21 protein-coding genes are annotated in these 24,686 nt (G+C 70.1%); 12 read left to right on the forward strand and 9 right to left on the reverse strand.

Annotation, left to right across the window (positions count from 1 at the left end; genetic code table 11):
• Nucleotides 1-2 precede the first annotated feature (2 nt).
• The 4 genes from IF188_RS13615 to IF188_RS13630 form a co-directional block, all read right to left on the reverse strand.
• Complete coding sequence (locus tag IF188_RS13615) at nucleotides 3-3,548, reverse strand: error-prone DNA polymerase (protein ID WP_191172354.1); 3,546 nt, start codon at nucleotides 3,546-3,548, stop codon at nucleotides 3-5.
• Nucleotides 3,549-3,638: 90 nt separating this feature from the next.
• Entirely contained in the window at nucleotides 3,639-5,393 is a 1,755-nt protein-coding gene (locus IF188_RS13620; RefSeq protein WP_191172355.1) for a Y-family DNA polymerase, read from the reverse strand.
• 1 nt (nucleotide 5,394) lies between these two features.
• On the reverse strand, nucleotides 5,395-6,153 hold the full coding sequence (locus IF188_RS13625) for a hypothetical protein (RefSeq protein WP_191172356.1): 759 nt from the start codon (nucleotides 6,151-6,153) through the stop codon (nucleotides 5,395-5,397).
• Nucleotides 6,154-6,248: 95 nt separating this feature from the next.
• Nucleotides 6,249-7,193: a LysR family transcriptional regulator gene (locus tag IF188_RS13630; protein ID WP_191172357.1), complete on the reverse strand. Its 945-nt coding sequence runs from the start codon at nucleotides 7,191-7,193 to the stop codon at nucleotides 6,249-6,251.
• A 135-nt stretch (nucleotides 7,194-7,328) separates the two neighbouring features.
• On the opposite strand from IF188_RS13630, the gene IF188_RS13635 reads away from it, so the two are divergent.
• From IF188_RS13635 to IF188_RS13645, 3 genes are read left to right on the forward strand one after another with little or no spacing between them, the layout of a single operon-like run.
• Nucleotides 7,329-8,564, forward strand: coding sequence for an MFS transporter (locus tag IF188_RS13635; RefSeq protein WP_191172358.1), 1,236 nt, complete (start codon nucleotides 7,329-7,331; stop codon nucleotides 8,562-8,564).
• Nucleotides 8,561-9,457, forward strand: a complete 897-nt coding sequence (locus tag IF188_RS13640) for an MBL fold metallo-hydrolase (RefSeq protein WP_318152880.1) — start codon at nucleotides 8,561-8,563, stop codon at nucleotides 9,455-9,457. The genes IF188_RS13635 and IF188_RS13640 overlap by 4 nt, the downstream gene beginning before the upstream one ends.
• 21 nt (nucleotides 9,458-9,478) lie before the next feature.
• Nucleotides 9,479-10,459 carry a fumarylacetoacetate hydrolase family protein gene (locus tag IF188_RS13645; RefSeq protein WP_191172359.1) on the forward strand — a complete coding sequence of 327 codons (981 nt, stop codon included), beginning with the start codon at nucleotides 9,479-9,481 and terminating at the stop codon, nucleotides 10,457-10,459.
• Between the two features lie 43 nt (nucleotides 10,460-10,502).
• On the opposite strand, the gene IF188_RS13650 is transcribed toward IF188_RS13645, so the two are convergent.
• Nucleotides 10,503-11,060, reverse strand: a complete 558-nt coding sequence (locus tag IF188_RS13650; RefSeq protein WP_224751883.1) for a DMT family transporter — start codon at nucleotides 11,058-11,060, stop codon at nucleotides 10,503-10,505.
• A gap of 90 nt (nucleotides 11,061-11,150) precedes the next feature.
• Here IF188_RS13650 and IF188_RS13655 point away from each other — a divergent pair, with 90 nt between their 5' ends.
• Nucleotides 11,151-11,306: a hypothetical protein gene (locus IF188_RS13655; protein WP_191172539.1), complete on the forward strand. Its 156-nt coding sequence runs from the start codon at nucleotides 11,151-11,153 to the stop codon at nucleotides 11,304-11,306.
• Between the two features lie 21 nt (nucleotides 11,307-11,327).
• Here IF188_RS13655 and IF188_RS13660 read toward each other — a convergent pair whose 3' ends face one another.
• From IF188_RS13660 to IF188_RS13670, 3 genes are all read right to left on the reverse strand, one after another.
• On the reverse strand, nucleotides 11,328-11,825 hold the full coding sequence (locus IF188_RS13660; RefSeq protein ID WP_191172360.1) for an HNH endonuclease: 498 nt from the start codon (nucleotides 11,823-11,825) through the stop codon (nucleotides 11,328-11,330).
• 363 nt (nucleotides 11,826-12,188) lie between these two features.
• Nucleotides 12,189-13,097, reverse strand: a complete 909-nt coding sequence (locus IF188_RS13665) for a M23 family metallopeptidase (RefSeq protein WP_191172361.1) — start codon at nucleotides 13,095-13,097, stop codon at nucleotides 12,189-12,191.
• A gap of 249 nt (nucleotides 13,098-13,346) precedes the next feature.
• Nucleotides 13,347-14,048, reverse strand: coding sequence for a metal-dependent transcriptional regulator (locus IF188_RS13670; protein WP_191172362.1), 702 nt, complete (start codon nucleotides 14,046-14,048; stop codon nucleotides 13,347-13,349).
• A gap of 129 nt (nucleotides 14,049-14,177) precedes the next feature.
• Between IF188_RS13670 and IF188_RS13675 the strand changes: the two genes are divergently transcribed.
• Together IF188_RS13675 and serC are read left to right on the forward strand one after the other, a co-directional pair.
• Nucleotides 14,178-14,717, forward strand: a complete 540-nt coding sequence (locus tag IF188_RS13675; RefSeq protein ID WP_191172363.1) for a GNAT family N-acetyltransferase — start codon at nucleotides 14,178-14,180, stop codon at nucleotides 14,715-14,717.
• A 74-nt stretch (nucleotides 14,718-14,791) separates the two neighbouring features.
• Entirely contained in the window at nucleotides 14,792-15,907 is a 1,116-nt protein-coding gene (serC, locus tag IF188_RS13680; RefSeq protein ID WP_191172364.1) for a phosphoserine transaminase, read from the forward strand.
• Nucleotides 15,908-15,959: 52 nt separating this feature from the next.
• Here serC and IF188_RS13685 read toward each other — a convergent pair whose 3' ends face one another.
• Entirely contained in the window at nucleotides 15,960-16,616 is a 657-nt protein-coding gene (locus IF188_RS13685) for a TetR/AcrR family transcriptional regulator (RefSeq protein ID WP_191172365.1), read from the reverse strand.
• A gap of 196 nt (nucleotides 16,617-16,812) precedes the next feature.
• Here IF188_RS13685 and IF188_RS13690 point away from each other — a divergent pair, with 196 nt between their 5' ends.
• From IF188_RS13690 to IF188_RS13715, 6 genes are all read left to right on the forward strand, one after another.
• Nucleotides 16,813-18,468 carry an ABC transporter substrate-binding protein gene (locus tag IF188_RS13690; protein ID WP_191172366.1) on the forward strand — a complete coding sequence of 552 codons (1,656 nt, stop codon included), beginning with the start codon at nucleotides 16,813-16,815 and terminating at the stop codon, nucleotides 18,466-18,468.
• 85 nt (nucleotides 18,469-18,553) lie between these two features.
• Nucleotides 18,554-19,396 (forward strand): ABC transporter ATP-binding protein, encoded by an 843-nt coding sequence (locus IF188_RS13695; protein WP_191172367.1) that lies wholly within the window; start codon nucleotides 18,554-18,556, stop codon nucleotides 19,394-19,396.
• Nucleotides 19,393-20,199: an ABC transporter ATP-binding protein gene (locus IF188_RS13700; protein WP_191172368.1), complete on the forward strand. Its 807-nt coding sequence runs from the start codon at nucleotides 19,393-19,395 to the stop codon at nucleotides 20,197-20,199. The genes IF188_RS13695 and IF188_RS13700 overlap by 4 nt, the downstream gene beginning before the upstream one ends.
• Nucleotides 20,196-21,275 (forward strand): ABC transporter permease, encoded by a 1,080-nt coding sequence (locus tag IF188_RS13705; protein ID WP_191172369.1) that lies wholly within the window; start codon nucleotides 20,196-20,198, stop codon nucleotides 21,273-21,275. The genes IF188_RS13700 and IF188_RS13705 overlap by 4 nt, the downstream gene beginning before the upstream one ends.
• A gap of 3 nt (nucleotides 21,276-21,278) precedes the next feature.
• Nucleotides 21,279-22,361 carry an ABC transporter permease gene (locus IF188_RS13710; RefSeq protein WP_191172370.1) on the forward strand — a complete coding sequence of 361 codons (1,083 nt, stop codon included), beginning with the start codon at nucleotides 21,279-21,281 and terminating at the stop codon, nucleotides 22,359-22,361.
• Nucleotides 22,358-24,676 (forward strand): exo-beta-d-1,3/1,6-glucosidase, encoded by a 2,319-nt coding sequence (locus tag IF188_RS13715; protein WP_191172371.1) that lies wholly within the window; start codon nucleotides 22,358-22,360, stop codon nucleotides 24,674-24,676. Before IF188_RS13710 ends, IF188_RS13715 begins: the two co-directional genes overlap by 4 nt.
• Nucleotides 24,677-24,686: the final 10 nt, after the last annotated feature.

A 24,686-nucleotide genomic window follows, 5' to 3' on the forward strand; every position in this document is an offset into this window, starting at 1 on the left:
GCTCACCGGAAGTCCCGCGCCCGATGCTGCACGCTCACACGCAGGTCCTCGAACGCGTCGGCGACGAGGTTCGTCACCCCCTCTGCCGATCGCTCGAGCAGACCGCGGACGATCAGCGCCGGAGAATCCCGGACGACACGGCGGTAGCGGTTCCAGACCCCGATCGAGCACACGATGTTGACGAGGCCGTGTTCGTCCTCGAGGTTGATGAAGGTGATTCCGGATGCCGTCGCCGGGCGCTGGCGGTGCGTCACGAGTCCCGCCACCTCCACCCGGCGGCCGATCTCGTAGGTGCGCAGCTCACGGGAGGTCAGGACGCCGCGGGCATCGAGCCCGGAACGGTAGTGGGTCAGCGGATGGTCGTCTGTCGAGACGCCCGTTGCCCACAGATCGGCGGCGAGCCGTTCGTAGCTCGTGGGATCGGGGAACAGCGGCGGCTGCACCGCGATGAGCGAGTCGGGCAGGAACTCGGGACGATCCTGCGCCGCCGCTCCCGCCAGCCAGATCGCCTCGCGACGGCTGACGCCGAGGCATTCGAACGCCCCCGCCGTCGCAAGAGCCTCGACCTGCGCCGCGGTGACGCTGGTGCGGCGCACCAGGTCGCGAAGATCGCGGAACTCTCCCCCGGCCTCGCGTGCGGCGACGATGCGCTGCGCGACCGTCGCGCCGATGCCCTTCACCCCCGTGAGCCCCAGCCGCACCGCGAACGCGCCGTCGCGACGGTGTGCCGCCGACTCATCGGGGGCGGTGAGGTCGAAGTCTCCGACCGGCGGCTGGTCGCGGCGCAGACACGTGTCCATTCCGGCTCCCGGTCGTTGAGCGGAGGGCGCCCCAGCGCCCGCAGACGAAACGTCGTGGGCATCCGCAGACCTCGACCCGAGGTCGTCCGTGCGCTCGGGGCGTTTCGTCTCGCTCGTTCCTCGCTCGCTCAACGACCGAGGGGGCTGCTCGCTCAACGACCGGGTGGACTCCAGCAGCGCCTCGACACCGGACGCGTGCAGATCGGGGCGGCGCACCTCCACACCGTGGCGGCGCGCGTCCGCGACCAGGGTGGCAGGCGAATAGAACCCCATCGGCTGTGCGCGCAGCAGCCCGGCGAGGAACGCGCCCGGGTAGTGCAGCTTGATCCACGAGCTCGCGTACACGAGCAGCGCGAACGACAGCGAATGCGACTCGGCGAACCCGAAGTTCGCGAACGCCTGGATCTTGGCGTAGATGGCGTCGGCGGCATCCCCCACCAGACCGTTCTCTTCCATGCCTTCATAGAGCTTCTTCTTCAGCGAATCGATGCGCTCGATCCCGCGCTTGGAGCCCATCGCCCGGCGCAGCAGGTCGGCGTCCTCGCCGTCCAGCCCGCCGATGACCATGCCCATCTGCATGAGCTGCTCTTGGAAGACCGGGATGCCGAGCGTGCGCTCCAGCACCGGCTTGAGCTTCTCGTGCGGATAGGTGACGGCCTCCTGACCGAGCTTGCGGCGGACGAACGGATGCACGGCGCCGCCCTGGATCGGCCCGGGACGGATGAGGGCGATCTCGATCGCGAGGTCGTAGAACTCTCGGGGCTGCAGCCGCGGCAGCAGCCCCATCTGCGCGCGCGACTCGACCTGGAACACGCCCACCGCGTCCGCGCGGCACAGCATGTCGTAGACCGCCTTCTCTTCCTTCGGGATCGTCGAGAGCTCCCAGTCCTCGCCCGTCGAGGCGCGGATCATGTCGAAGCAGTACTGCAGGGCCGCCAGCATCCCGAGTCCCAGCAGGTCGAACTTGACCAGCCCCATCCAGGCGGCGTCATCCTTGTCCCACTGGATCACGGTGCGGTTCTCCATGCGGGCATGCTCGATCGGCACGACCTCGCCCACCGGCCGGTCGGTGAGCACCATGCCGCCGGAATGGATGCCGAGATGCCGAGGCGCCTTCAGCAGCTCGCTCGCGAACTCCAGCACCTGATCCGGGATGTCGTGGCCGGCGCCGGTCTCGAGCAGCGCACCCCAGCCCTCGATCTGCTTCGACCAGGCGTCCTGCTGACCCGGCGAATGACCGAGCGCCTTCGCCATGTCGCGGACGGCGTTCTTCGGCCGGTACTGGATGACGTTCGCGACCTGCGCTGCGCGCTCCCTCCCGTACTGCTCGTAGACCCACTGGATGATCTCTTCGCGGCGATCGGAGTCGAAGTCCACGTCGATGTCGGGCTCCTCCTCGCGCAGGCTCGACAGGAACCGCTCGAACGGCAGGTTGTACCTGATCGCGTCGACCGCGGTGATGTCGAGCAGATAGCAGACGGCGCTGCTGGCGGCGGACCCGCGCCCCTGGCACAGGATGCCGCGGCGACGCGCCTCTTGCACGATGGCGTGGACGATCAGGAAATAGCCCGGGAAGTCCTTCATCTCGATGACGCCGAGCTCTTTCTCGATGCGCGCCCTGTCGTCCTCGGTCAGGTCCGGATACTTGCGCGGCACCGCCTCCCACACGAGGTGCCGCAGCCACGACATCGGCGTGTGCCCCTCCGGCACCTTCTGCTTCGGCAGCGCCGGCGTCGCCTTGCGCAGCGGGAACTCGAGCTCGTCGGCGAGCGTCACGGTGCGGGCGACCGCATCGGGGAACCGCACGAACCGCTCCGCCATCTCGGCTCCCGACCGCAGGTGGGCGCCGGCGTGGGCGGGCAGCCAGCCGTCCAGCTCGTCGAGGCCCCGGTTCGCGCGCACCGCCGCGACCGCCGCCGCGAGCAGCTGCCGCTTCGGGACCGCGTAGTGCACGTTGTTCGTGGCGAGGAGCGGCAGTCCCCGCTCCCGGGCGAGCCCGGCCAGCACGTCGTTGTCGCGGGTGTCGAGCGGGTTGCCGTGGTCGATGAGCTCGACGTGCACGTTGTCGCGGCCGAACAGGGTCACGAGCCGGTCGAGCTCGACGGCGGCAGCATCCGCCCCCGCCGTTCCGGGCGCCGACGCGAGCGCACGACGCACCGCCCCCTTGCGGCACCCGGTGAGCACGGCCCACTGCCCCTCGGCCCGCGCGGCCAGCTCGTCGAGGTCGTAGACCGGACGCCCCTTCTCGGCGCCCTGCAGCTGCGCGTGCGTGATGGCCCCGGCCAGCCGGTGGTACCCCTCTTCGCCACGGGCGAGCACCAGCAGGTGCGCGCCGACCGGATCGGCCTCGCCGTTCTGCGGTTTGGGCAGCTCGAGCGAGAGCTCGGCGCCGAACACCGTCTTCAGCTGCAGCGCCTCAGCGGCCTCGGCGAACCGCACGATGCCGTAGAAGCCGTCGTGATCGGTGACCGCGAGGGCGTGCAGTCCCAGACGCTCGGCCTCTTCGGCCAGCTCTTCGGGCGACGACGCCCCGTCGAGGAACGAGTACGACGAATGCGCGTGCAGCTCGGCGTACGGGATCGCATCGGCCGGTCGCTCGATCTCGGGGGCGACGTACGGGCCCCGCTTGTGCGACCAGGCCGGGCTGTCGCCGCCGTCCGCGCCGACCGGCGGGGCATCGGGCCGACGACGGCCAGAGAGCACCCGCTCCATCTCGGACCACGGCACCCCGGGATTGTTGAAGCCCATCAGGCATCACCGCTTCGGTCAGCCGCCGGCCCGGGGCGTTTCGTCTCCGCGCCTTCGTCGCTCCGCGGGGCGGACAGGAGTCGCTGCGATTCAGTCATACGTCGCCTCCGCGGTCCAGAGGTCGCCGTCGCACACCAGCAGCCACGCGCTCCCGTCGGCGTCGACCACTTGGAAGCGATAGGCACGGCGCGAGCGTGCGGCATCCCATCCCCGCTCGACGACCGGCCAGGGTCCCGCCCACGCCTCGATCGCCCGCCGCCGACCGCTCTCGGTGAGGAACGCGGGCACGGCCGACACCGTACCCCGCTCGTCCACGTCGACGAGCTCGCCGCCCAATGCCCGCACGTCGACCGGCACCGGATCGGCGAACACCGTCGTCGGCAGCGGGTCGGGCAGGCTCCCCGGCCACGGCCGCGCGCGCTGCGCCGCGAGGCCGCCCGCACCCGTGGCACCCGGGCCGCGCGCACCGGTGCGGCGATCGCGCGCGTCCTTGTCGCGCGCATCCCTGTCTCCCCAGGGCACGAGCACCTGCCGCTCGGCCAGCCACCGCCCGCCCCCGATGACGGGAGTGAGCACGCCGCGATGCCCCAGCATCGCCTGCACGCGCGACAGCGCGTGGTGCACCCGCTGCTCGGGACCCCCGCCGAACAGCGCCGGAGCGTGGTGGGATGCCGCATCCACCGCCTCGGGCGAGATCCGCACCAGCGCGACCCCGCTGCGCAGCCCGCGGACCACTGTGCCCTCTGGATCACGAGGGCCGCCGGGACCACGAGGGCCGCCGGGACCACCAGGGCCGCCGGCATCCCCCGCTCCCACATCCTCGGCAAGCTGCCAGCGCACCCGGTCCACGATCGCCGGCGCATCGAACGAACCGGGATGCAGCCACACCCGTTCGCTGCGCTCCCCCCGGTCGCCGACCAGCTCGACGCGCAGCTCGGTGCACACGAGGTCCAGCGCACCCAGACCCGAGACGAAGTCATCGGCGGTGACGCGCATCGCGAACGCCACCTGGTCGGCGATCTCGAGCGGCGGCTCGAACGCGACCTCGCGCTGCAGCTCCGGAGGCGGGGTCCGCGGCTGCACGGGCCTCGAGTCGCGACCCGCCGCGAGAGCGTGCAGCCTCACCCCCCGCTCGCCGAACCGCTCGCGCACCCGGTCGGGGTCCATCTCGGCGAACCCGCCCAAGGTCTGCACGCCGAGCCGCGCCAGCAGCCCGACCAGATCGGCCGCGCCGTCCCTGCCTGCGGACGGCGGCCCACCAGGCGCCGCATCCAGCACCGAGACCGACAGCGGCGCGAGGAACCCCGCCGCTCCCCCGGCCGGCACCACGAACACCGGATCGGCCGCGCTCGTCCCCCCGCGCGCCGCCTGCTCGGCGGTGAACGGCCCGTCGGCGATCCCCGCCCGCACCCCGTCGAGCCCGTGATCGCGCAGCATCTCCAGCAGCACCCGCGCCGCCGCCACCTCGCCGCCGTAGTACCGCGCCGGTCCGCGGGCGTGCAGCGCGCACAGCCCCGGCCGCACCAGCTGCACGCCCGGCGCCCGCTCCTCGATCAGCGACACCACCGGTGCGAACGCCCGGTGATCCCGTGCCTCGTCCGCCGCCACCACCCTCAGACCGGGGCAGCGCGCCTGCGCGTCCCGTCGCCGCTGCCCGCGCCGCACACCGTCCGCGCGCGCCGACGCCGAGCACGCGACGACGAGATTGCGCTCCACGACGGCGAGTGGATGCCGCACCTCCGGCGCGTCCGGCTCCACCGCAGTGCCGGCCTCACGTGCGATCGCCGTGACCGGCCAGTCGGGAAACCACAGCACGAGGCTCCGGACCGGCGTTCCGGGTGCCATGTCACCCCACCGCCCTGGCGAGGACGGCGTCGTCCCTGACCTGCCGCAACGGCTCGACCGCGCCCATCTGCTGCAGAGGCCGCATCCGCTCGGGCACGGCCGACACGTGCCCCAGGGCATCCGGAAGCATCACGCGCGCCCGCCGCGACCGCGGCCAGCGCCGACTCGACGAGGTGATCGTCACCTCGCGACCGGAGAGATACCCATGGCCGCGGCCGACGCCCTGCCACGCCGGCTCGCCGACCTCGAGCACCGCCTCGGCCTGCGGCCAGGGCCCCTGCACGAGCAGCACCGCGCCCCGATCGCGCAGCCGGGCAGCCAGACGTGCGATCTCGCCGTCGGCCGCACGGCCCATCGGCCTCACGGCGACCACCGGCAGCACCTCGGCGACGGTCGAAGTGACCGCGAGCCACCGTGCGCCGGGATCGGGGATGAGCACGAGACGCGACAGATCGACACCCAGGCCTTCGGCCGCTTCGGCGCCGAGCCGCGGCAGACCGATCACGCCGCACCAGGAACCGGACTGCGACGGCTGGGCGAGCAGGGCCAGCAGCACCGACGTCGAGCGCGGCAGGGAGTAGGCGGCACCGGGACGCAACCCGCCGCCGGGAAGCAGCGAGGCCAGCGCCGGCAGCACAGGCAGCACCGGGGCGTCCAGCCGACGCCCTTGCACGCGTTCGAGCTGCGCCCGCAGCGTCGCGACGGCATGGGCTGAGTCAGTAGAGCTGACCGAATCAATGAGCTGCACGATCGCCCCCATCACTTCATGTTAGAACAGATGTTCTAGCACTTCAATCGATGGGAACGAGGCTACCCTGCACTTCCGACAGTTATGTTCGAGACTTCAGCGAGCCGTCACCGCATCCGCAGCCGACGAGGCGGCGGACCGCTGGGGTCTCGCGACAATGTCGGCACCGTGCGCACCAGCACCTCGCGCAGCCAGCGGATGGCCGCGTCCTCCTCATCGCGCGGATGCCAGAAGACACGCTCCGTCATGGGGATCGTCGTCCCCTCGGGAAGCTCGAAGATCGCCAGCGCGAGCGTGCGCGAAGCCTTGGCCGCCAGCATCCGCGGGACGAGGGCGACCATCTCGGTACCCGAGACGAGGAGCGGAAGGGCGGCGAGACCGAACAGACGCGCACCGACGAGATGATCGATGCCCGCCCGGCGGAGCAGGTCCTGGACGTTGTCATGATCCGGATCGTTGAGGTAGGCGATCGCGTGCGGAAGCTCCGCCAGCTGCGCGACCGTCGGCTCCCGATCCGTCAGCGTCGCGTTGGCGGGGTCGGCGATGAGCACGAAATCGTCGGTGAACAGCTCCTGACTCCGGCCCGGGATGTTGAACCCCACCGGACCGACGATCACGTCCAGCCTGCTGTAGGGACCGAGCGTGCCGTCGCGCTCCGGCTGAGGGACGAAGTCGATCGACACACCGGGCGCCTCGCGCGCCAGCATCCGCAGCAGCGGCCCGGCCAGGATCGCCGTCATGTAGTCCGTCGCCCCGATCACGAACCGCCGTTCCGTCGCGGCCGGATCGAAGGACTCCTTGCGGTCGATCACCGGCCCGAGCTCAGCGATCGCTCGATCCACGGCAGGAAGCAGGTCCCGCGCGAACGGAGTGAGCTGCATCGTGCGGCCCACCCGCACGAGCAGGTCGTCGTCGTAGTGCTTTCGCAGACGAGCGAGGGCGGCGCTGGTGGCCGGCTGGCTCAGGTGCAGCCGCTCCGCCGCGCGGGTCACGTTGCGTTCCTCCAACAGCACGAGCAGCGGGCGCAGCAGGTTGAGATCGAACGACGGCACAGCACTCACCTATCCACGGCATGGATATCATCCATGCTCATCTCGACATTGCATGAATAGTACTGCGTTGACAGCATGGAGCATCCGGCGCCCGCCCGAGGCGCACCCGACTTCACCGTTGAAGGAAGAACTCTCATGGCCGAGACGATCACCTCAGACACCGCGGCGCAGGGCGCCGCCCCGAGCGAATTCCGAAGGGGCTGGCCCACCGTCGTCTTCGGTGCGGTCGGCGCCGGGGTCGGGCTCAGCTCGCTCGGCTACATCCTCGGCACGATGGTCGTCCCGCTGCAGGAGGAGTTCGGCTGGGGCCGGGGCGAGATCAACCTGGCATCCCTCGTGAGCTCGCTCGGGCTCGCCGCAGCACTCCCCTTCGTCGGCAGGTTCCTCGATCGGTTCGGGGTCAAGCGCGTCTCGATGATCTCGATCCCGCTCTTCGTCGTCGTGCTGGTGATGCTGAGCGTCTTCACCTCCAGCCTCGCGACGTTCCTCGCGTTCTATGCGCTCGCCGGCGTGCTGGGCGCGGGGACCTCGGCCGTGACCTATTCGAAGGCGGTCATCGACGCCTTCGACCGGCGTCGCGGCATCGCACTGGGCATCGTGGCGGGCGGTCTGGGAGCGGCAGGGCTCGTGCTTCCGCCCCTCATGGGGACCGTCATCGCCGCAGACGGCTGGCGTGCCGCCTATCTGACGATGGCGCTGCTCGGCGCACTGCCGTTCGTGCTGCTCTTCTTCGCGCGCCTCAGCGCGCCCGCGTCCGTCGCCGCCGTGGACCGCTCGACGCTGCCCGGCCTCTCCGTGCCCGAGGCGCTGCGCACCCGCGCCTTCTGGAGCCTGTGCATCGTGTTCTTCCTGCTCGGGTGGGCGCTGCTGACGATGGTGCCGCACTTCGTGCCCCTGCTCATCGACTCGGGCGTCGACCCCGTGCGCGCCGCCTTCCTCTCTTCGCTGGTCGGCGTGGGGACGGTGATCGCGCGGCCGGTCATCGGCTGGCTGTTCGACAGGTTCTACGCGACGTATGTCGCCGTACCGCTCTTCCTCGCCGCGGCACTCGGCTGTCTGCTGCTGCTGTGGGCCGGCCCCGCGGTCGCGCCCCTGACCGCACTGCTCATCGGCATCGGCTTCGGCGCCGAGATCGACCTCATGGGCTACCTCAGCTCGCGGTACCTCGGTCCCCGCGCATTCGGCATCCTGTACAGCATCGTGTACAGCGTCTTCATGATCGGCAGCGCCTTCGGACCGGTCGTGGCCGGCTTCACGTTCGACGCCACCGGCAGCTACAGCATCCCCCTCGTGGTCGCGGCATCCATGATGGTCGTCGCCGCGGTGATCCTTCTCACGCTGCCGCGCTTCACGAAGGAGGCGGCCGCGTGACCGACACTCCGCAGCTTCAGCGCCTGGCCGACGGGGTCTGGGCGTACATCCAGCCGGACGGCGGATGGATGATCAACAACATGGGCCTCATCGCGGGCGAGGACGCGGCGACCAGCGTCGACATGACCTCGACCGAGGCGCGCACGAAGACGTACCTCCGTGCGGCGTCCGACGCCACGGCGCTCCCCCTCCGCCGGATCGTGCTGACCCACGCCCACCCCGACCACTGCAACGGCACCTCGCTCCTTCCGGACGCAGAGGTCGTCGCGCACCGCAGGGTCGCCGAGGATCTGAGCGCTCCTCACCGGCTCGCGCCGCACATCTTCAGCCCCTTCGAGCAGGGCGATGCCCGACCTCGCATCCCGACGATCGTGTACGACGACACGCTGACGATCGATCCCGGCTCGCGCCCCCTCGAGATCCGGCATCCGGGGACGGCGGCCCATACGACGGGCGACTCCTACGTGTGGCTCCCGGCGGAGCGCGTGCTGTTCACGGGTGACCTCGTGTTCCACGGCGGCATGCCGTTCGCGCTGTCGGGGTCGCCCGCCGGGTGGCTGCGCGCCCTGCAGCAGATGTCCGCGCTCCAGCCGGCGGTCGTCGTCCCCGGGCATGGTCCCGTCGGCGGGCCCGAACTGCTCGAGCCGGTCGCGGAGTACCTCCGCTTCCTCATCGACGCCGCCGCCGACGCGCACGCCCGGGGCCTGTCCCCCCTCGCCGCGGCGCGCGCGCTCGATCTCGGACGGTTCGGCGACCTCGCCGAGCAGGAGCGCATCGTGGGCAACCTCCACCGCGCGATCGCGGAGGTCGACGGCACAGAACCCGATGTCGCCGCCGCGTGGCAGGACATGTACGACTACAACGGCGGCCGCCCGCTCACCTGCCATGCGTGATCGAGAGAACAAGGAGAGACCATGAGGATCGCCCGTTGGGACCACCGCGGTGTCGTCGGCGAAGGCTTCGTCATCGGCGCGCGTGTCGTCTCGTTCCCCGACGGACTGACGGTCGCGGACGTGCTGGCCGGTGGAGTGGATGCCGCACGCGCGGCTTTCGCCCGTGTCGGCGAGGACGCGGGCCAGGCGCTGGCCGATGTGCGGCTGCTGGCGCCGCTCGTGCCGGCATCCGTCCGTGACTTCGTCGCGTTCGAGGAGCATGTCGAGGGCGTGAGCGCGGGCGTGGAAGGCAAGAGCCACGTGGCCGAGGAGTGGTACCAGGCGCCGACGTTCTACTTCACCAACCCGCACACGATCCTCGGCCCGGGCGACGTGCTGCACCCGCCGGTGACCGACCGGCTGGACTTCGAGCTGGAGGTCGCCCTCATCGTCGGCGGATCGGCCGGGTCGACGAACCGGTGGTCCGATCTCACGGTCGAAGACGCGCGAGATGTCATCTTCGGCTACACGATCATGAACGACTGGTCGGCACGGGATCTGCAGGGCCGAGAGATGAAGGTGCGTCTCGGGCCCGCCAAGGGCAAGGACTTCGGCACGGCGCTCGGTCCGTGGATCGTCACCGCGGACGAACTGGAGCCCTTCCTCGACGCCGACGGGTTCCTGGCGATCCGCGCGGAGGTGTACGTCAACGGCGATCGCGTCGGCGAAGACCTCGTCTCGAACGCAGGGTGGCCGTTCCCCGAATTCGTCGCGTACGCCTCGCGCAACTCGTGCGTGGTGCCCGGCGATGTGCTCGGCAGCGGCACCGTGGGCAACGGTGGATGCCTCGGCGAGCTGTGGGGGCGAAACGGAGGTCTCACCCCGGCGCCGCTGCGCGAGGGCGACGAGGTGCGGATGGTCGTCGAGGGGATCGGCGAGCTGACGGGCACGGTCGGCACGGCGGTCGCCGCTGCGCCGGTGCCCCCGGCTCGCCCGCGGCCACGGCTCCGACGCAGGCCGTAGCCCGGTCGATCCGCCGAGGCGGGAGTGCGGTCGAGGCGACCGCTCACGTTGGGGACGGCATGGGCTCTTTCGTCTCGGCGGGCTCTGCCGTGTCGGCGGGCTCTTTCGTCTCGGCGGGCTCGGCGGGCTCGGCATGCGGCGGTCGCTCTCGGCGCGGCGGCAGCGCGCCGAGCACGATCCCCGTCAGCACGAGCAGGACGCCGACGATCTGCGGCGCGCCGAACGCCTCCCCTGCGACGGCGACGCCCAGCACGACGCCGGTGACGGGGTTGAGGAGTCCGACGACGCCCACGACCCCGGGGGTCAGACGCCGCAGTCCCGAGAACCACGCGACGTACGCCAGTGCGGTGGCGACGAGAGTCAGGTACGCGAATCCGATCGCGGACTGCGTCGTCAGCGCCGGCGGCGCGCCCTCGACGAGGATCGCCACCGGCAGCAGGACGACCGACCCGCCGATCAGCTGCCAGGCCGTCATCGGCAGCGCCGGGACGTCCGCACCCCACCGCGAGGTGAGCACGAACCCGATCGACGATGCCACCATCGCGCCGAGCGAGGCCGCCACTCCCCAGGCGTCGACACCGTCGACATCGAACCCGAGCATGACCACCACGCCGGCCAGCCCGACGACCGCCTCGAAGCCCGTGGGCTCGTCGAACGGCGGGCGGAAGCATCCGACGCGCGAAAGCGCCTCGTGCGCCTCACCCCCGAGGGCGTGCGACTCATCGACGGGGCGATCGCCGCGCACCTGGCCAACGAGCGCAGCATCCTCGAAGAACTGGGCGCGGACGACAGTGCAGCGCTCGAGCCGATCCTGACCCGCTGGCTGCGCGTCCTCGACCGCGGCTGACCCGCGGCCGAGCCCCGCGCGTCACGCGGCGAGGGTCAGATACGGCTCCCACCGCGGATCGGTGCGCTCGGTGCCGCGCACCGTCCACTGCGCGCCGCGCGGCGGACGCGGCGTGAATCGCAGCTCCCAGCCCATCTCTTGCGGGGTGCGGTCGCCCTTCACGTTGTTGCAGCGCAGACAGCACGCGACGAGGTTCTCCCACGAGTCGGCGCCGCCGCGCGAGCGGGGCAGCACGTGGTCGATCGTGGATGCCGATTTGCCGCAGTACGCGCAGTGGTGGTTGTCGCGCCGCAGCACTCCTCGCCGAGTGACCGGGATGTGACGCCCGCCTGGCACCCGCACGTACCGGGTGAGGATGATCACGGCCGGGCGTTCATACGCGCGCCTGGTTCCCCACACCGGATCCGTCTCGGTGTGCTCGACCACGGTGGCCTTCTCGTTCATCACGAGCACCAGGGCCCGCTTGAACGACACGACCGCGAGCGGCTCGTAACCTGCATTCAGCACCAGTGTGCGCATCGATCATCCTCTCGAACGGCCGGAACGGCTTTCCGGTGATTCGAATCACGTGACGATCAAGGACGGAAGGGCATGAAAAAAGGCGCTGTCTACAGACAGCGCCCTGGCGCCACGGCAGTGCCGCGGCATCCACTCGTGCAATGCCGAAGGACGAGGCGTCCAAGCGCATCCATGGTTCGGATGCGTGGTGTGCAGCCCATCGGCTCCCTCCGCTCTCTCAGCGTCGGGATCAGGGTAACGCACCCAGCCGACAGCGAGGGCCATGCGGGACGTGAACTCCGCGTGGCGTGTCGACGAACGGATGCCCCGCGCCTCGGGCGCAGGGCATCGGTTCTGCTGTGGTGCAGGCAGGCTTCGAAGGGCTCAGCCGGCGTTGGCCTGCAGCCAGGCCCACGGGTCGACGACCGAGCCGTTGATGTGGATCTCGAAGTGGGTGTGGCAGGCCGTCGAGCTTCCGGTGCTGCCGACGAGGCCGATCAGCTGGCCGGCTTCGACCGACTGGCCGACCTTCACCTGGCGTGAGCCGTAGGTCATGTGGCCGTACAGCGAGTTGACCCGCTGACCGCCGAGGACGTGGTCGATCGAGACGGCGACGCCGTAGCCGCCGTAGCTCTCCTGCGAGACCTTGACGACGCCTGCTGCCGTGGCGTAGATGGGCTGACCGCACGACGTGAGCAGGTCGACGCCCTGGTGGTAGCCGGAGTCCCACAGACCGCGGCCCTTCTTGAAGTTGGTGAGCGGCCAGCGCACTTCGCCGGTGCCGGGAGAGGTGAGGGCGATGTTGGCGCCGACGGATGCCGTCGACGCACGCTTCGCGGCCTCGCGCGCGCGCTCTGCGGCCGCTTCGGCCGCCTTCTTCTTCTCGATCTCTTCGGCGGTGGTCGCCGAGTAGCTGTCACGAGAGAGCTCTTGGTTGGTGGCATCTGATGCCGCCACGAACGTCTGCGGCTCGTCCATCGCCATCTGCTGCAGCGTGACGGGGTTCTCGCCGTCCTTCGCTGCGCCTGCGGCGAAGGCCGGCAGCGCCACGGTGGCGACGAGGCCGCCCACCATGCTCAGGATCACGAGACTGCGCAGCGGCTTCGCGACGCGCCCCTTCTTCGCGGCCGGACGGGCGGATGCGGGCGCCGTCGTCGCCGGTGCAGACTTCGCGCGCGCGACGGTGCTGCGCGGTCGGCCGGCGGGAGCGGTGCTGCGTGCGCGCGCGCGACGGGTCTGATTCGTCGCGTCGTGCTCGGGTCCGTTCGCGGGCGACTCGATCTCTTCAGCCAAACTGTCCTCCGGCGCCTCTGCGCCGGGGCGCCTGGCTCGTCGGGTTGCGTGAGGGCGGACGCGTCGGGACACGTCGCGCGACTTTGCACCGCGGGGACGACGAGCCGGTGAGGCGATCCACGCGGGGTCCGGTCGGCGGGCTTCTCGCCTGGTGGACTGTTCGAGGCTACCCGAAGGTCACGATTCTGTCACGCTACGCGCCTGGCAAACCTCTGGATGCCGCCGGCACGAGCCGCGAGGACCACCTGATCAGCGGGCTTCGTCCACCAGGAAGATGTGCGACGCGACCTCGACCGGGAGCTCGAGGCCCCCGTCGTTGCCGTGCATCTGCACGAGCACGTAGCCCTCGTTGAAGCGGTAGTCGCCGATGGCGCCCGGCACGACGCCGGCGCCCTTCAGCTGCTGCAGCAGCTCGGGGTCGACCTGCGCGGGCTCGGCCAGGCGGCGCACGGTGCCGGTGATCGGCTCGCCGGCGTCGTTCAGGCGACGGACGAGCCCCACGACGCCCTGTTCGAACTGGGTGGCAGGAACATCGCCCAGCTGATCGAGGCCGGGGATCGGGTTGCCGTACGGCGACTCGGTGGGGTGGCCGAGCAGCTCGACGAGGCGGCGCTCGACCTGCTCGCTCATGACGTGCTCCCACCGGCAGGCCTCGTCGTGCACGTAGGCCCAGTCCAGTCCGATGACGTCCGACAGCAGGCGCTCGGCGAGCCGGTGCTTGCGCATCACGTCGACGGCCTTCTGGCGGCCGGCGTCGGTGAGCTCGAGGGTGCGGTCCTCCGACACGACGACCAGTCCGTCCCGCTCCATGCGACCGATCGTCTGCGACACGGTCGGCCCCGAGTGACCCAGGCGCTCCGAGATGCGCGCCCGCAGCGGAACGATGTTCTCCTCTTCGAGCTCGAGGATCGTGCGCAGGTACATCTCGGTGGTGTCGATCAGGTCGGTCATCGCGGTGTCCTCAGTTCTCAAGGGGCAAAGGCCAGCCTATCCTCTGCCCCCGACACCGAGGCCGGCCGCGGGCACCGGCCGCCGGCATCCGCTCGCTTCCGGATCACGCGCCGATGGCAGGATCGAGGGATGCCCGTCCTGCTGCGCCCCTGGTCCCTCGACGACGCGGCAGCCCTGCAGGACGCCGTCGCCACCAGCCCGGATCTGGAGCGGCAGCTGGGCCCGTCGACTCCTGCGACCGAGAGCGAGTCCCGGGACTTCATCGCGCGCCGCCTCGCACCCTCGCGCGAGCGCGTGAATGCCGCGATCGTCGTCGACGGTCGCGCGGTGGGCAACGTCGGGATCAGCAGCCTCGACCGGGTGAACGACATCGGCTGGGTGTACTACTGGCTGGGAACGGACGCGCGGGGCCGTGGACTGGCCGCCCGCGCGGCGGCGACGATCGCTGCGCACGGCTTCGGCGAGCTCGGCCTGTTCCGCCTCGAGCTCGGCCACCGGGTGAACAACCCCGCGTCCTGCGGCTTCGCGACGCGTGCAGGGTTCCTCGCCGAGGGCGTCGAGCGTCAGAAGCTGCGGTACGGGTCCGAGCGGTTCGACACCGAGACCCACGCCCGGCTCGCCACCGATCCCGCCCCCGACGTCGACCTGCTCGCCTTATCCGGGTTCTGACGAACGGCCTGGCGCCCGCCCGCCCCGTCCGTCACGCGGTCGGAGCGCGCACGGCGCGTCTCTAGAATCGATCCATGGCGCACATCGAGCTTCCCCGAGAGATCCTGCCCGCCGACGGACGCTTCGGGTGCGGCCCGTCGAAGATCATCCCCGCCCACCTCGACGCCCTCGCCGGGCGCGGCGCGGCCCTGATGGGCACATCGCACCGCCAGGCGCCGGTCAAGGACCTCGTGGGCAGCGTCCGCGCCGGGCTGCGTGAGCTGTTCCGCGCCCCCACCGGGTACGAGGTCATCCTCGGCAACGGCGGCTCGACCGCCTTCTGGGACGCCGCCTCGTTCGGCCTCATCGACAAGCGCGCGCAGAACCTCGTGTTCGGCGAGTTCGGCGGCAAGTTCGCCAAGGCGGCCGGAGCCCCCTGGCTCGAAGCCCCCGACGTGCGCGAAGTGCCCGCCGGAACCCGCACCGTCGCCGAGGCCGTCGAGGACGTCGACGTGTACGCCTGGCCGCACAACGAGACCTCGACCGGCGTGTCGGCCCCGGTGCAGCGCGTGCACGGCGACGAAGGCGCCCTCACCGTCATCGACGCGACGAGCGCCGCCGGCGGCATCGACTTCTCGGTGCACGAGGCCGACGTCTACTACTTCGCGCCGCAGAAGAACCTCGGCTCGGACGGCGGGCTGTGGTTCGCGATCGTCTCGCCCGCGGCGATCGAGCGCATCGAGCGCATCGCCGCCTCGGGCCGCTACATCCCCGAGTTCCTGAGCCTCAAGCAGGCCGTCGACAACTCGCGCCTGAACCAGACCCTCAACACGCCCGCGCTCGCGACGCTGTTCCTGCTGAACGAACAGGTGTCGTGGATCAACGGCAACGGCGGGCTGCAGTGGGCCGACGCCCGCACCCGCGAATCGTCGCAGGCGCTGTACGACTGGGCTGAAGCAGCCTCGTCTGCGACGCCGTTCGTGGCGGACGCCGCCGACCGCTCCCCCGTCGTCGTCACGATCGACTTCGACGAGTCGGTCGACGCGGCCGCCGTGGCCAAGAGCCTGCGCGCCAACGGCATCGTCGACACCGAGCCGTACCGCAAGCTCGGCCGCAACCAGCTGCGCATCGCGACGTTCGTCTCGATCGAGCCCGACGACGTGCGCCAGCTGATCCGCTGCATCGACTACACGGTCGAGCGTCTGGGCTGAAGAAGCGGAAGGGAGAGGGTGGATGCCTCGCGCCGAGGCATCCACCCTCTTCTCATGCGTGCGCGCTCGAGGCCGGCTCGGCGAGGGGCGACGGCTGCGGCGTCAGCACGGCCGACACGATGGCCTCGATCGCGAACTCGGACGCGCGGGCGAGGTCGACGGCATCGGGAGCCAGCAGCCACTGCACCTGAAGCCCGTCCATGACGGCGAGGATGCTGGCAGAGGCGAGGCCGACCGTCTCAGGCTCGGTGACGCCGCGCTCGGCGCACACGACCTCGAAGGCGTGCGCGACCTCGGAGCGCAGCGTGGTGTACCGCTTCTCGAAGAACTCGCGGCCGGGGTGGCCGTCGGTCACGGATTCTGCCGACAGCACGGCGTAAGCCTGCACGATGCCGGCGCGATGGGCGTTGACGAACGCGGTGCGCACGAGGTGTCGGAACAGCGGCATGCCGTCGGGGATGTGCTGCCCCTCCAGGTCCGCGACGTCCGTGTCGTCGCGATGCTGCAGGACCTCGATCAGCAGCTGATCCTTCGAGCCGAAGTGATGCAGGATCCCGGCGTGCGTCATCCCCACCTGATCGGCGATCTCCTGCAGCGTGCCGCCGGCGAATCCCTTGCTGCCGAAGGTCTCGACCGCGGCGTCGAGGATGTCGCGCCGGCGCGCGAGCGTCTCGGGTCGTGAGCGCGGCTGCCGTCTCTGACCAGCCATCGGTGACCCCCTTCTCATCCGCTTTTCCGGGCGCATGAGCCGGCGTATGCGAGTTTATCCACGGCCGATCGCGGTCGCGGATGAAGCCTACTTGCAAAGATTACTTACTTGATTGTAAGTTCATCAGGCAATCACCCTGACAGCGTCGTCTACCCTCCGGGGAGACACGATGTCGTGCCAACACCAAGGAGAAGCAATGAGGCTCAGAACTACCCTCGCCGCAGTGGGCGTCGCCGCCGCGCTGGTGCTCACCGGCTGCGCCGGTGGCAGCGGCGACAACGACGGCGACTCGTCGGGCGCGGCGCTCACGATCGCCAAGCCGGACGGTGCGATCACCACCGAGTCGCACAACCCCTACCTCGGCGACTCGTCCGCTTCGAAGTACGGCTACGCGAAGGTCATCTTCGAGCCGCTCGCCCTCGTGAACCCCACGGGCGACCTCGGCACCACCCCGTGGCTGGCCGAGTCGGTCAAGTGGAACGACGACTACACCGAGCTGACCGTCGTCCCCCGCGCGGACGTGAAGTGGAGCGACGGCGAGGACTTCACCGCCGACGACATCGTCTTCACGTTCAACATGTACATCGACGGCAAGCTCAACGACACGTCGGCCCTCAACCTCGAGAGCGCGACGTCGGACGGCGACACCGTGGTCCTGAAGTTCGCCGACTCGAAGTACACGGCGCAGGCGCGCGTGCTGCACACGCCGATCGTCCCGAAGCACATCTGGGAGAACATCGACGACCCCAACACCGACCCGCTGACCGGCGAGGGCATGGCCGTCGGCACCGGACCGTACGTGCTCGACAGCTGGACGACGGAGTCCGTGAACCTGACGGCCAACCCCGATTACTGGGGCGGCGACCTCGCGGTCCCCGAGCTGCACTACGTGTCCTACGGCGACAACGCGGCGCTGACCACGGCACTCGTCTCGGAGGAGGCGGACTGGGCGCAGGCGTTCATCCCGCAGATCCAGGACAGCTTCCTCGCCGCGGACGAGAACAACAAGTTCCTGGCCTCGCCGACCGCGGGCGCCGGCACGCTGTTCATGAACCTGCAGCAGAAGCCGTTCAACGACCCCGCGCTGCGTCAGGCGATCGCGTGGACGGTCGACCGTCAGGCATACGTGGACGTGGCGCGTGAGGGCGCGAGCACGCCGATCTGGAGCGTCACCGGCCTCGGCGACCTGCTGGCCGACGAGATCGACGCCGAGTACGAGGGCGACGTCTACAGCGTCGACGTCGACAAGGCCAAGCAGATCCTCACGGACGCGGGCTACACCTGGAAGGACGAGAAGCTCATCGACCCGTCCGGCGAGGCGGTCTCGTTCTCGATCTCGGTTCCGGCCGGCTGGAGCGACTGGAACACCGAGCAGGCGCTCATCGCCGAGGAGCTCGGCGAGGGCCTCGGCATCGACGTCAAGGTCGACCAGCCCGACTGGGGCGGCTGGGACGCCGCGCGCCAGGAGGGTACGTTCGACATGATCATCCACTGGCTGGAGGACACCGGCAACGCCTACGGCCTCTACACCTCCACGATGGACCCGAAGTGGATCGTCGACGGCAAGGCGCAGTTCAACTTCGGCCGCTACGACAACCCGGCCGTCACCGAGGCGCTCAACACGTACGCGAACACCTCGTCGGACGAGGAGCGCGCAGCCGCCGTCGCCGTCATGGAGAAGGCATTCGCCACGGACGTGCCGGCGATCCCGCTCGGCTCGCACCCGCTGCTGGGCGAGTTCAACACCCGCAACTACGTGGGCTGGCCCTCGGAGGAGGACCAGTACGCGTCGGCTGACCCGACGCAGCCCGCGGTGGTTCAGATCCTGACGAAGCTGAAGCCCGCCAGCTGATCTGCGACGACAGGCGGGGCGGGTGCATCCCGATGCATCCGCCCCGCCTGCCACGTGAGGCCTCTAGAAAGCGAACCCTGCACCGATGAACGACCCGCTGCTGTCCATCAACGACTTCTCCGTCGAGTACGACGTCGATCCCCCCGTCGAAGCCGTCAAGCACGTCACCCTCGAACTCCACCGCGGCGAGATCCTCGGCCTCGCCGGCGAGAGCGGCTGCGGCAAGACCACCCTCGCCTACGGCGTCCAGCGCCTGCTGAAGGCACCCGCCGTCATCACGAGCGGCTCCGTCATGTTCCACGACGCCTCGGGCGAGGACATCGACATCAACGCCCTCGACGTCGAAGAGATGCGCCGCTTCCGCTGGGACAAGATCTCCATGGTCTTCCAGGGTGCGATGAACGCTCTCAACCCGGTCGCCACGATCGGCTCGCAGCTCGAGGACGTGTTCGAGGTGCACCGGCCGGGGATGTCGGGCTCCGAGCGGCGCGATGCCGTCGTCGAGCTGCTCGAGATCGTCAAGGTCGGCGCGCAGCGCTACCGCTCCTACCCGCACGAGCTGTCGGGCGGCATGCGCCAGCGCGTCATGATCGCCATGGCGCTGGCGCTGCGCCCCCAGCTGATGGTGATGGATGAGCCGACCACCGCGCTCGACGTGCTCGTCCAGCGCGAGATCCTCCGCCAGATCTCCCAGCTGCGGCACGAGTTCGGCTTCTCCGTCATCTTCATCACCCACGATCTGCCCCTGCTCCTTGAGATCAGCGACCGGATCGCCATCATGCGCCACGGCGAGATCGTCGAGCTCGACACCGCCGAACGCATCTGGACCCAGCCCAAGGACGACTACACGAAGACCCTGCTGTCGTCCTTCCCGCGTCTCACGGCAGAGACGCGGCTCACCGCAGAGAGAGGGGTGGTCTCACGATGACCGTCCTCGAATTCGACGGCGTCACGAAGGCGTACTCGGTACGCGGCGCCGGCCAGATCAAAGCCCTCGACGACGTGAGCTTCACGCTCGAATCCGGTCAGATCATCGGTCTCGTCGGCCAGTCCGGCAGCGGCAAGTCGACCATCGCCAAGATCCTCACCCAGCTCGAGACGCCGACCAGCGGCGAGGTGCGCCTCGACGGCGTGCCGATCCCCCGCCGCGGGAAGGAGCTGCGGGCCTACCGTCAGAAGCTCCGCATGGTGTTCCAGGACCCCTTCGCGTCGCTGAACCCGTACCACACCATCCGCTACCACCTCGAGCGTCCGCTGCGCCTGGACCACATCGTGCCGCGCGACCAGGTCGACGACGAGGTGCACCGGCTGCTCGAGCGCGTCCGCCTCGACGCGGGCGCCGTCATCGACCGGCGCCCGCACGAGCTGTCCGGGGGCCAGCGGCAGCGCGTGGCCATCGCCCGCGCCCTCGCCTCCCGGCCGAACCTGCTCGTGGCCGACGAGCCCGTGTCGATGCTGGATGTGTCGATCCGGATGAGCGTGCTGAACCTCCTCTCGGACCTGCAGCACGAGCACGGTCTCGGCGTGCTCTACATCACGCACGACCTCGCCACGGCCCGCCACTTCAGCGACGAGATCATCGTGCTCAACCAGGGCCGCATCGTCGAGAGCGGCACGGCAGACGACGTGATCCTCCGACCCCAGAACCCTTACACGCAGGAACTGCGGGCGGCCTCACCCGACCCCGACAAGTTCTTCGCCTCGTCCGGCATCCTCGGAGGTGCACAGTGACCGCCATCGACTCGTCGCTCCCGCCCCAGGAACCCGACGCCATCTCGGCCGGGACGACCGCCACGACCGCCGTCCAGGGACGCGGACGCATCCCTTGGCGCTTCCTCGGCAACCGCGCATTGTTCTACCTGTTCACGCTCTGGGCGGCCATCACGATCAACTTCTTCGTGCCGCGCATGATGAAGGGCGACGCGGTCGACCAGTATCTGGCACGCAACCGCAACGTGAGTCCCGAGGCGGCCGAGGCTCTGCGGGCGCTGCTCGGCCTCGACACCGACAAGTCGCTCCTGCAGCAGTACTTCGAGTACTGGAACCTGCTGCTGCACGGCGACCTCGGCGTCTCGCTCCTGCACGGCCTGCGGCCGGTGACCGAGGTCATCAGCCAGGCGCTGCCGTGGACGGTCGGGCTCGTGGGCTTCGCCACGCTCGTGGCGTTCGCCATCGGCACCATCGGCGGCGCGATCGTCGGATGGCGGCGCGGCAGCCGCCTGGACGCCCTCATCCCGATCACCACGTTCCTGAGCACGATCCCGTACTTCTGGCTGGGCCTGCTCGCGATCGCCCTCTTCTCGGTGAACCTCGGGTGGTTCCCCATCGGCAAGGCATACGGCGTCGGCGTCACGCCCGAGTGGTCGTTCGAGTTCATCGGCGAAGTCATCCACCACGGGTTCCTCCCCGCGGCGACGATCATCATCGCCTCGCTCGGCGGCTGGATGCTCGGCATGCGCAACATGATGCTGACGGTCCTCGACGAGGACTACGTCATGGTGGCGCAGGCCAAGGGCATGCCGAACGACCGCGTGCTGTGGCGCTACGCCGCCCGCAATGCGGTACTCCCCCAGATCCAGAGCTTCGCGCTGTCTCTCGGCTTCATCGTCGGAGGCACGATCGTGATGGAGATGGTGTTCAGCTACCCGGGCGTCGGCAAGCTGCTGCTGGACGCCACCAACGCGAAGGACTACGCGCTCATGCAGGGGGTGTTCCTGGTGATCACGCTCTCTGTGCTCCTGGCGAACCTCCTGGCCGACGTCGCCTACGCCTTCCTCGACCCGCGCACCCGCCAGACGGAGGCCTGAGCCATGACCGCAGTCAACGACCGCACCACCGCGGACGCCGCTGGGCAGCACCCGGCCAACACCCCGGCCACCGCGACCGTCCGCACGCCGCGGGCGGCGGCATCCACCCCGCCCAAGAAGCCGACCTTCTGGTCGAAGCTCGGATCGGCGTTCGCGATGTTCCGCAACCCCAAGTCGATCGCGGGGCTGTCGATCCTCGGGTTCTTCGTGCTCGTCGCGATCTTCGCCGACGTGCTGGCGCCGTACTCGCCCACGCAGATCAACAACTCGGCGCGGTTCCAGCCCCCGTCGGCGGAGCACTGGCTGGGCACCACCCACATCGGCGAGGACGTACTGAGCCAGGTGATCCACGGCACCCGCGGCGTCATCGTCGTGGGCTTCCTCGCCGCGATCATCGCGACGATCATCGCGATCGTGATCGGCGTCATCTCTGGCTACCTCACCGGGTGGCGGAGCGAGAGCCTGTCGGCCCTCACCAACGTGTTCCTCGTGATCCCGGGTCTTCCGCTGATCATCATCGTCGCCTCGATGTTCGAGGACCCGCCGCTGATCCTCATCGCCCTCGTACTCGGACTCATCGGCTGGGCGTGGGGTGCGCGTGTGCTGCGCGCTCAGACGATGTCGCTGCGCACGCGCGACTTCATCCAGGCGGCGCGCGCCAACGGCGAGCCGATGCGGCGCATCATCACGGTCGAGATGCTTCCCAACCTCATGGCGCTGATCGCCGCGAGCTTCGTCGGCACCGTGACCGCCGCGATCCTGGGGCTCACCACGCTGTCGTACATCGGCGTGATCCCGGTCACGACCTACAACTGGGGGACGATCCTCAACTGGGCCAGCGCGCAGGGCGCGTTCCGGCAGAACCAGTGGTGGTGGTACCTGCCTCCGGGCCTGTGCATCGCCGCGATCGGCGTCGCACTGTCGCTCATCAACTTCGGCATCGACGAGTACGTCAACCCGCGCCTGCGGTCTGCCGGTGAGCGCGCCCGCGCCATGAAGAAGAAGGGCATGAACGTGAACGACACCGTCACGATCGTGCGCACGAACACCACGAGCACGAACACGAAGACGCAGGAGAACGCGTGACCACCGCGACCATCCCGGACTACCTCGACGAGACGCTGCCGGTCGCCGACCGCATCGCAGACCTTCTCGGCCGCATGACGGTCGAAGAGAAGGTCGGCCAGATGCTCCAGCTCGACGCCCGCGACGACCTCGACGACCACGTGCTGCGCAAGCACGTCGGCTCGATCCTGCACACCTCGCCCGAGCGCGTGCTGCGGGCGCGCGAGCTGACGCTGCAGACGCGGCTGCAGATCCCGCTGCTGGTCGGCGAGGACTGCATCCACGGCCACTCGTTCTGGGAGGGCGCCACCATCTTCCCGACGCAGCTGGGCATGGCGGCGTCGTGGGATGCCGAGCTCGTCGAGAAGGTCGCACGTGCGACCGCCGTCGAGGTCGCGGCCACCGGCATCCACTGGACGTTCTCGCCCGTCCTCTGCATCGCGCGCGATCTGCGCTGGGGCCGCGTCGACGAGACATTCGGCGAGGACCCGGTGCTCATCGGCGAACTCGCCTCGGCGATGGTGCGCGGCTACCAGGGCGACGGGCTGGCGGACCCGACGGCGATCCTCGCGACGGCGAAGCACTTCGCGGGCTACTCCGAGACGCAGGGCGGGCGTGACGCCAGCGAGGCGGATCTGTCGCGACGCAAGCTGCGCTCGTGGTTCCTGCCGCCGTTCGAGCGCGTGGCGAAGGAGGGATGCCGCACCTTCATGATCGGCTATCAGACCACCGACGGCGTGCCGATCACGATCAACGACTGGCTGCTCAACGACGTGCTGCGCGGCGAGTGGGGCTACACCGGCACCCTCATCACCGACTGGGACAACGTCGGCCGCATGGTGTGGGAGCAGCACGTGCAACCCGACTACGCGCATGCCGCGGCCGCAGCCGTCAACGCCGGCAACGACATGATCATGACGACGCCGGGCTTCTTCCAGGGCGCGCTCGACGCGATCGCTCAGGGTCTGCTCACCGAGGACGCGCTGGACCGCGCCGTCTCACGCATCCTGCTGCTCAAGTTCGAGTTCGGCCTCTTCGCCGACCCGCGGCTTCCCGACGAGGCCCGCATCGCGAGCGAGATCGCGACCGCAGAGCACCGCGCGCTGAACCTCGACCTCACGCGCCGCTCGCTCGTGCTGCTGCGCAACGACGGCCTGCTGCCGCTGGACGGCGGATACACGGGGGATGCCGGCGGCCGGGCACTGTCCGGCGCGGCGGGCCCCCGCCGTATCGCGGTGATCGGACCGCTCGCCGACGACGCCCAGACCCAGCTCGGCGACTGGGCGGGCGGCTCCGGCCAGGCCGGATGGCTCGACGGTCAGCCGCGTGACATGATCACGACGGTGCTCGACGGGTTCCGCTCGTTCGCTCCTGCGGACTGGACTGTCACGCACGCGCGCGGCGCCGATGTGCTGACGCTCGAAGAGGATCCGGCCGGCGCCTTCTTCCCCGACGGCCAGCCCCGGCCGCAGATCGTGGTGCCCTCGCCGCCCGACGATGCACTGATCGCCGAGGCGGTCGCCGCCGCGCAGGCGTCGGACGTCGCCGTCGTCGTGGTCGGCGACGTGATCGAGCTCGTCGGCGAGGGCCGGTCGACGGCGACCCTCGACCTCATCGGCGGGCAGATCGCCCTGATCGACGCGCTGGCGGATGCCGGCACGCCGTTCGTGATCGTGCTCATGGCGTCCAAGCCCCTCGTGCTGCCGCCGTCGGCGGAACGGGCGTCCGCGGTGATCTGGGCGGCATCGCCCGGCATGGAGGGCGGTCGCGCGATCGCCGAGCTGGCGCTCGGACTCATCGAGCCGAGCGGACGCCTGCCGATCTCGTTCGCCCGCCACGTCGGGCAGCTGCCGATCTTCTACAACCAGATCCGCGGCCAGCACGGCGACCGCTACGCCGACCTCACGCAGTCCCCCGCGTGGGCGTTCGGCGAGGGCCTGTCGTACACGACGGTGGAGTACGACCGGCTGCGCATCGTCGACACCGAGCTCGGCGAGGGCGACACGGTGCGCGCGACGATCGAGCTGCGCAACACGGGCTCCCGCCCCGCGCACGAGATCGTCCAGGTGTACGTCCGCGACATCGTCACGTCGGTCAGCTGGGCAGAGAAGGAGCTGAAGGCGTTCCGCCACGTCGATCTCGAACCCGGTCAGATCGTGACGGTCGAGCTCTCGGTGCCGGTCGCGGAGTGCACGATCGTGGATGCCGCCGGCCGGCGCATCGTGGAACCCGGCGAGTTCGATCTGCTCGTCGGCCCGTCGTCACGCGAGGAGGCGTTGCTGGACGCCCGATTCCGCGTGGCCTCCCCCGCCCCGAAGGCGGTCCAGCACCCCTGAGGGACGGCGA

The sequence above is a fragment of the Microbacterium helvum genome, assembly GCF_014779795.1.
Taxonomy (GTDB): Bacteria; Actinomycetota; Actinomycetes; order Actinomycetales; family Microbacteriaceae; genus Microbacterium; species Microbacterium helvum.

Excerpts from the sequence above, each read along its gene's own strand:
- IF188_RS13635 (WP_191172358.1), top strand. The coding sequence starts at position 7,329 with ATGGCCGAGACGATCACCTCAGACACCGCGGCGCAGGGCGCCGCCCCG.
- IF188_RS13700 (WP_191172368.1), top strand. The coding sequence starts at position 19,393 with ATGACCGTCCTCGAATTCGACGGCGTCACGAAGGCGTACTCGGTACGC.
- IF188_RS13710 (WP_191172370.1), top strand. The coding sequence starts at position 21,279 with ATGACCGCAGTCAACGACCGCACCACCGCGGACGCCGCTGGGCAGCAC.
- IF188_RS13670 (WP_191172362.1), bottom strand. The coding sequence starts at position 14,048 with ATGACCGACCTGATCGACACCACCGAGATGTACCTGCGCACGATCCTC.
- IF188_RS13685 (WP_191172365.1), bottom strand. The coding sequence starts at position 16,616 with ATGGCTGGTCAGAGACGGCAGCCGCGCTCACGACCCGAGACGCTCGCG.
- IF188_RS13695 (WP_191172367.1), top strand. The coding sequence starts at position 18,554 with ATGAACGACCCGCTGCTGTCCATCAACGACTTCTCCGTCGAGTACGAC.
- IF188_RS13650 (WP_224751883.1), bottom strand. The coding sequence starts at position 11,060 with ATGCTCGGGTTCGATGTCGACGGTGTCGACGCCTGGGGAGTGGCGGCC.
- IF188_RS13620 (WP_191172355.1), bottom strand. The coding sequence starts at position 5,393 with ATGGCACCCGGAACGCCGGTCCGGAGCCTCGTGCTGTGGTTTCCCGAC.
- IF188_RS13690 (WP_191172366.1), top strand. The coding sequence starts at position 16,813 with ATGAGGCTCAGAACTACCCTCGCCGCAGTGGGCGTCGCCGCCGCGCTG.
- IF188_RS13625 (WP_191172356.1), bottom strand. The coding sequence starts at position 6,153 with ATGGGGGCGATCGTGCAGCTCATTGATTCGGTCAGCTCTACTGACTCA.
- IF188_RS13645 (WP_191172359.1), top strand. The coding sequence starts at position 9,479 with ATGAGGATCGCCCGTTGGGACCACCGCGGTGTCGTCGGCGAAGGCTTC.
- serC (WP_191172364.1), top strand. The coding sequence starts at position 14,792 with ATGGCGCACATCGAGCTTCCCCGAGAGATCCTGCCCGCCGACGGACGC.
- IF188_RS13615 (WP_191172354.1), bottom strand. The coding sequence starts at position 3,548 with ATGGGCTTCAACAATCCCGGGGTGCCGTGGTCCGAGATGGAGCGGGTG.
- IF188_RS13660 (WP_191172360.1), bottom strand. The coding sequence starts at position 11,825 with ATGCGCACACTGGTGCTGAATGCAGGTTACGAGCCGCTCGCGGTCGTG.
- IF188_RS13675 (WP_191172363.1), top strand. The coding sequence starts at position 14,178 with ATGCCCGTCCTGCTGCGCCCCTGGTCCCTCGACGACGCGGCAGCCCTG.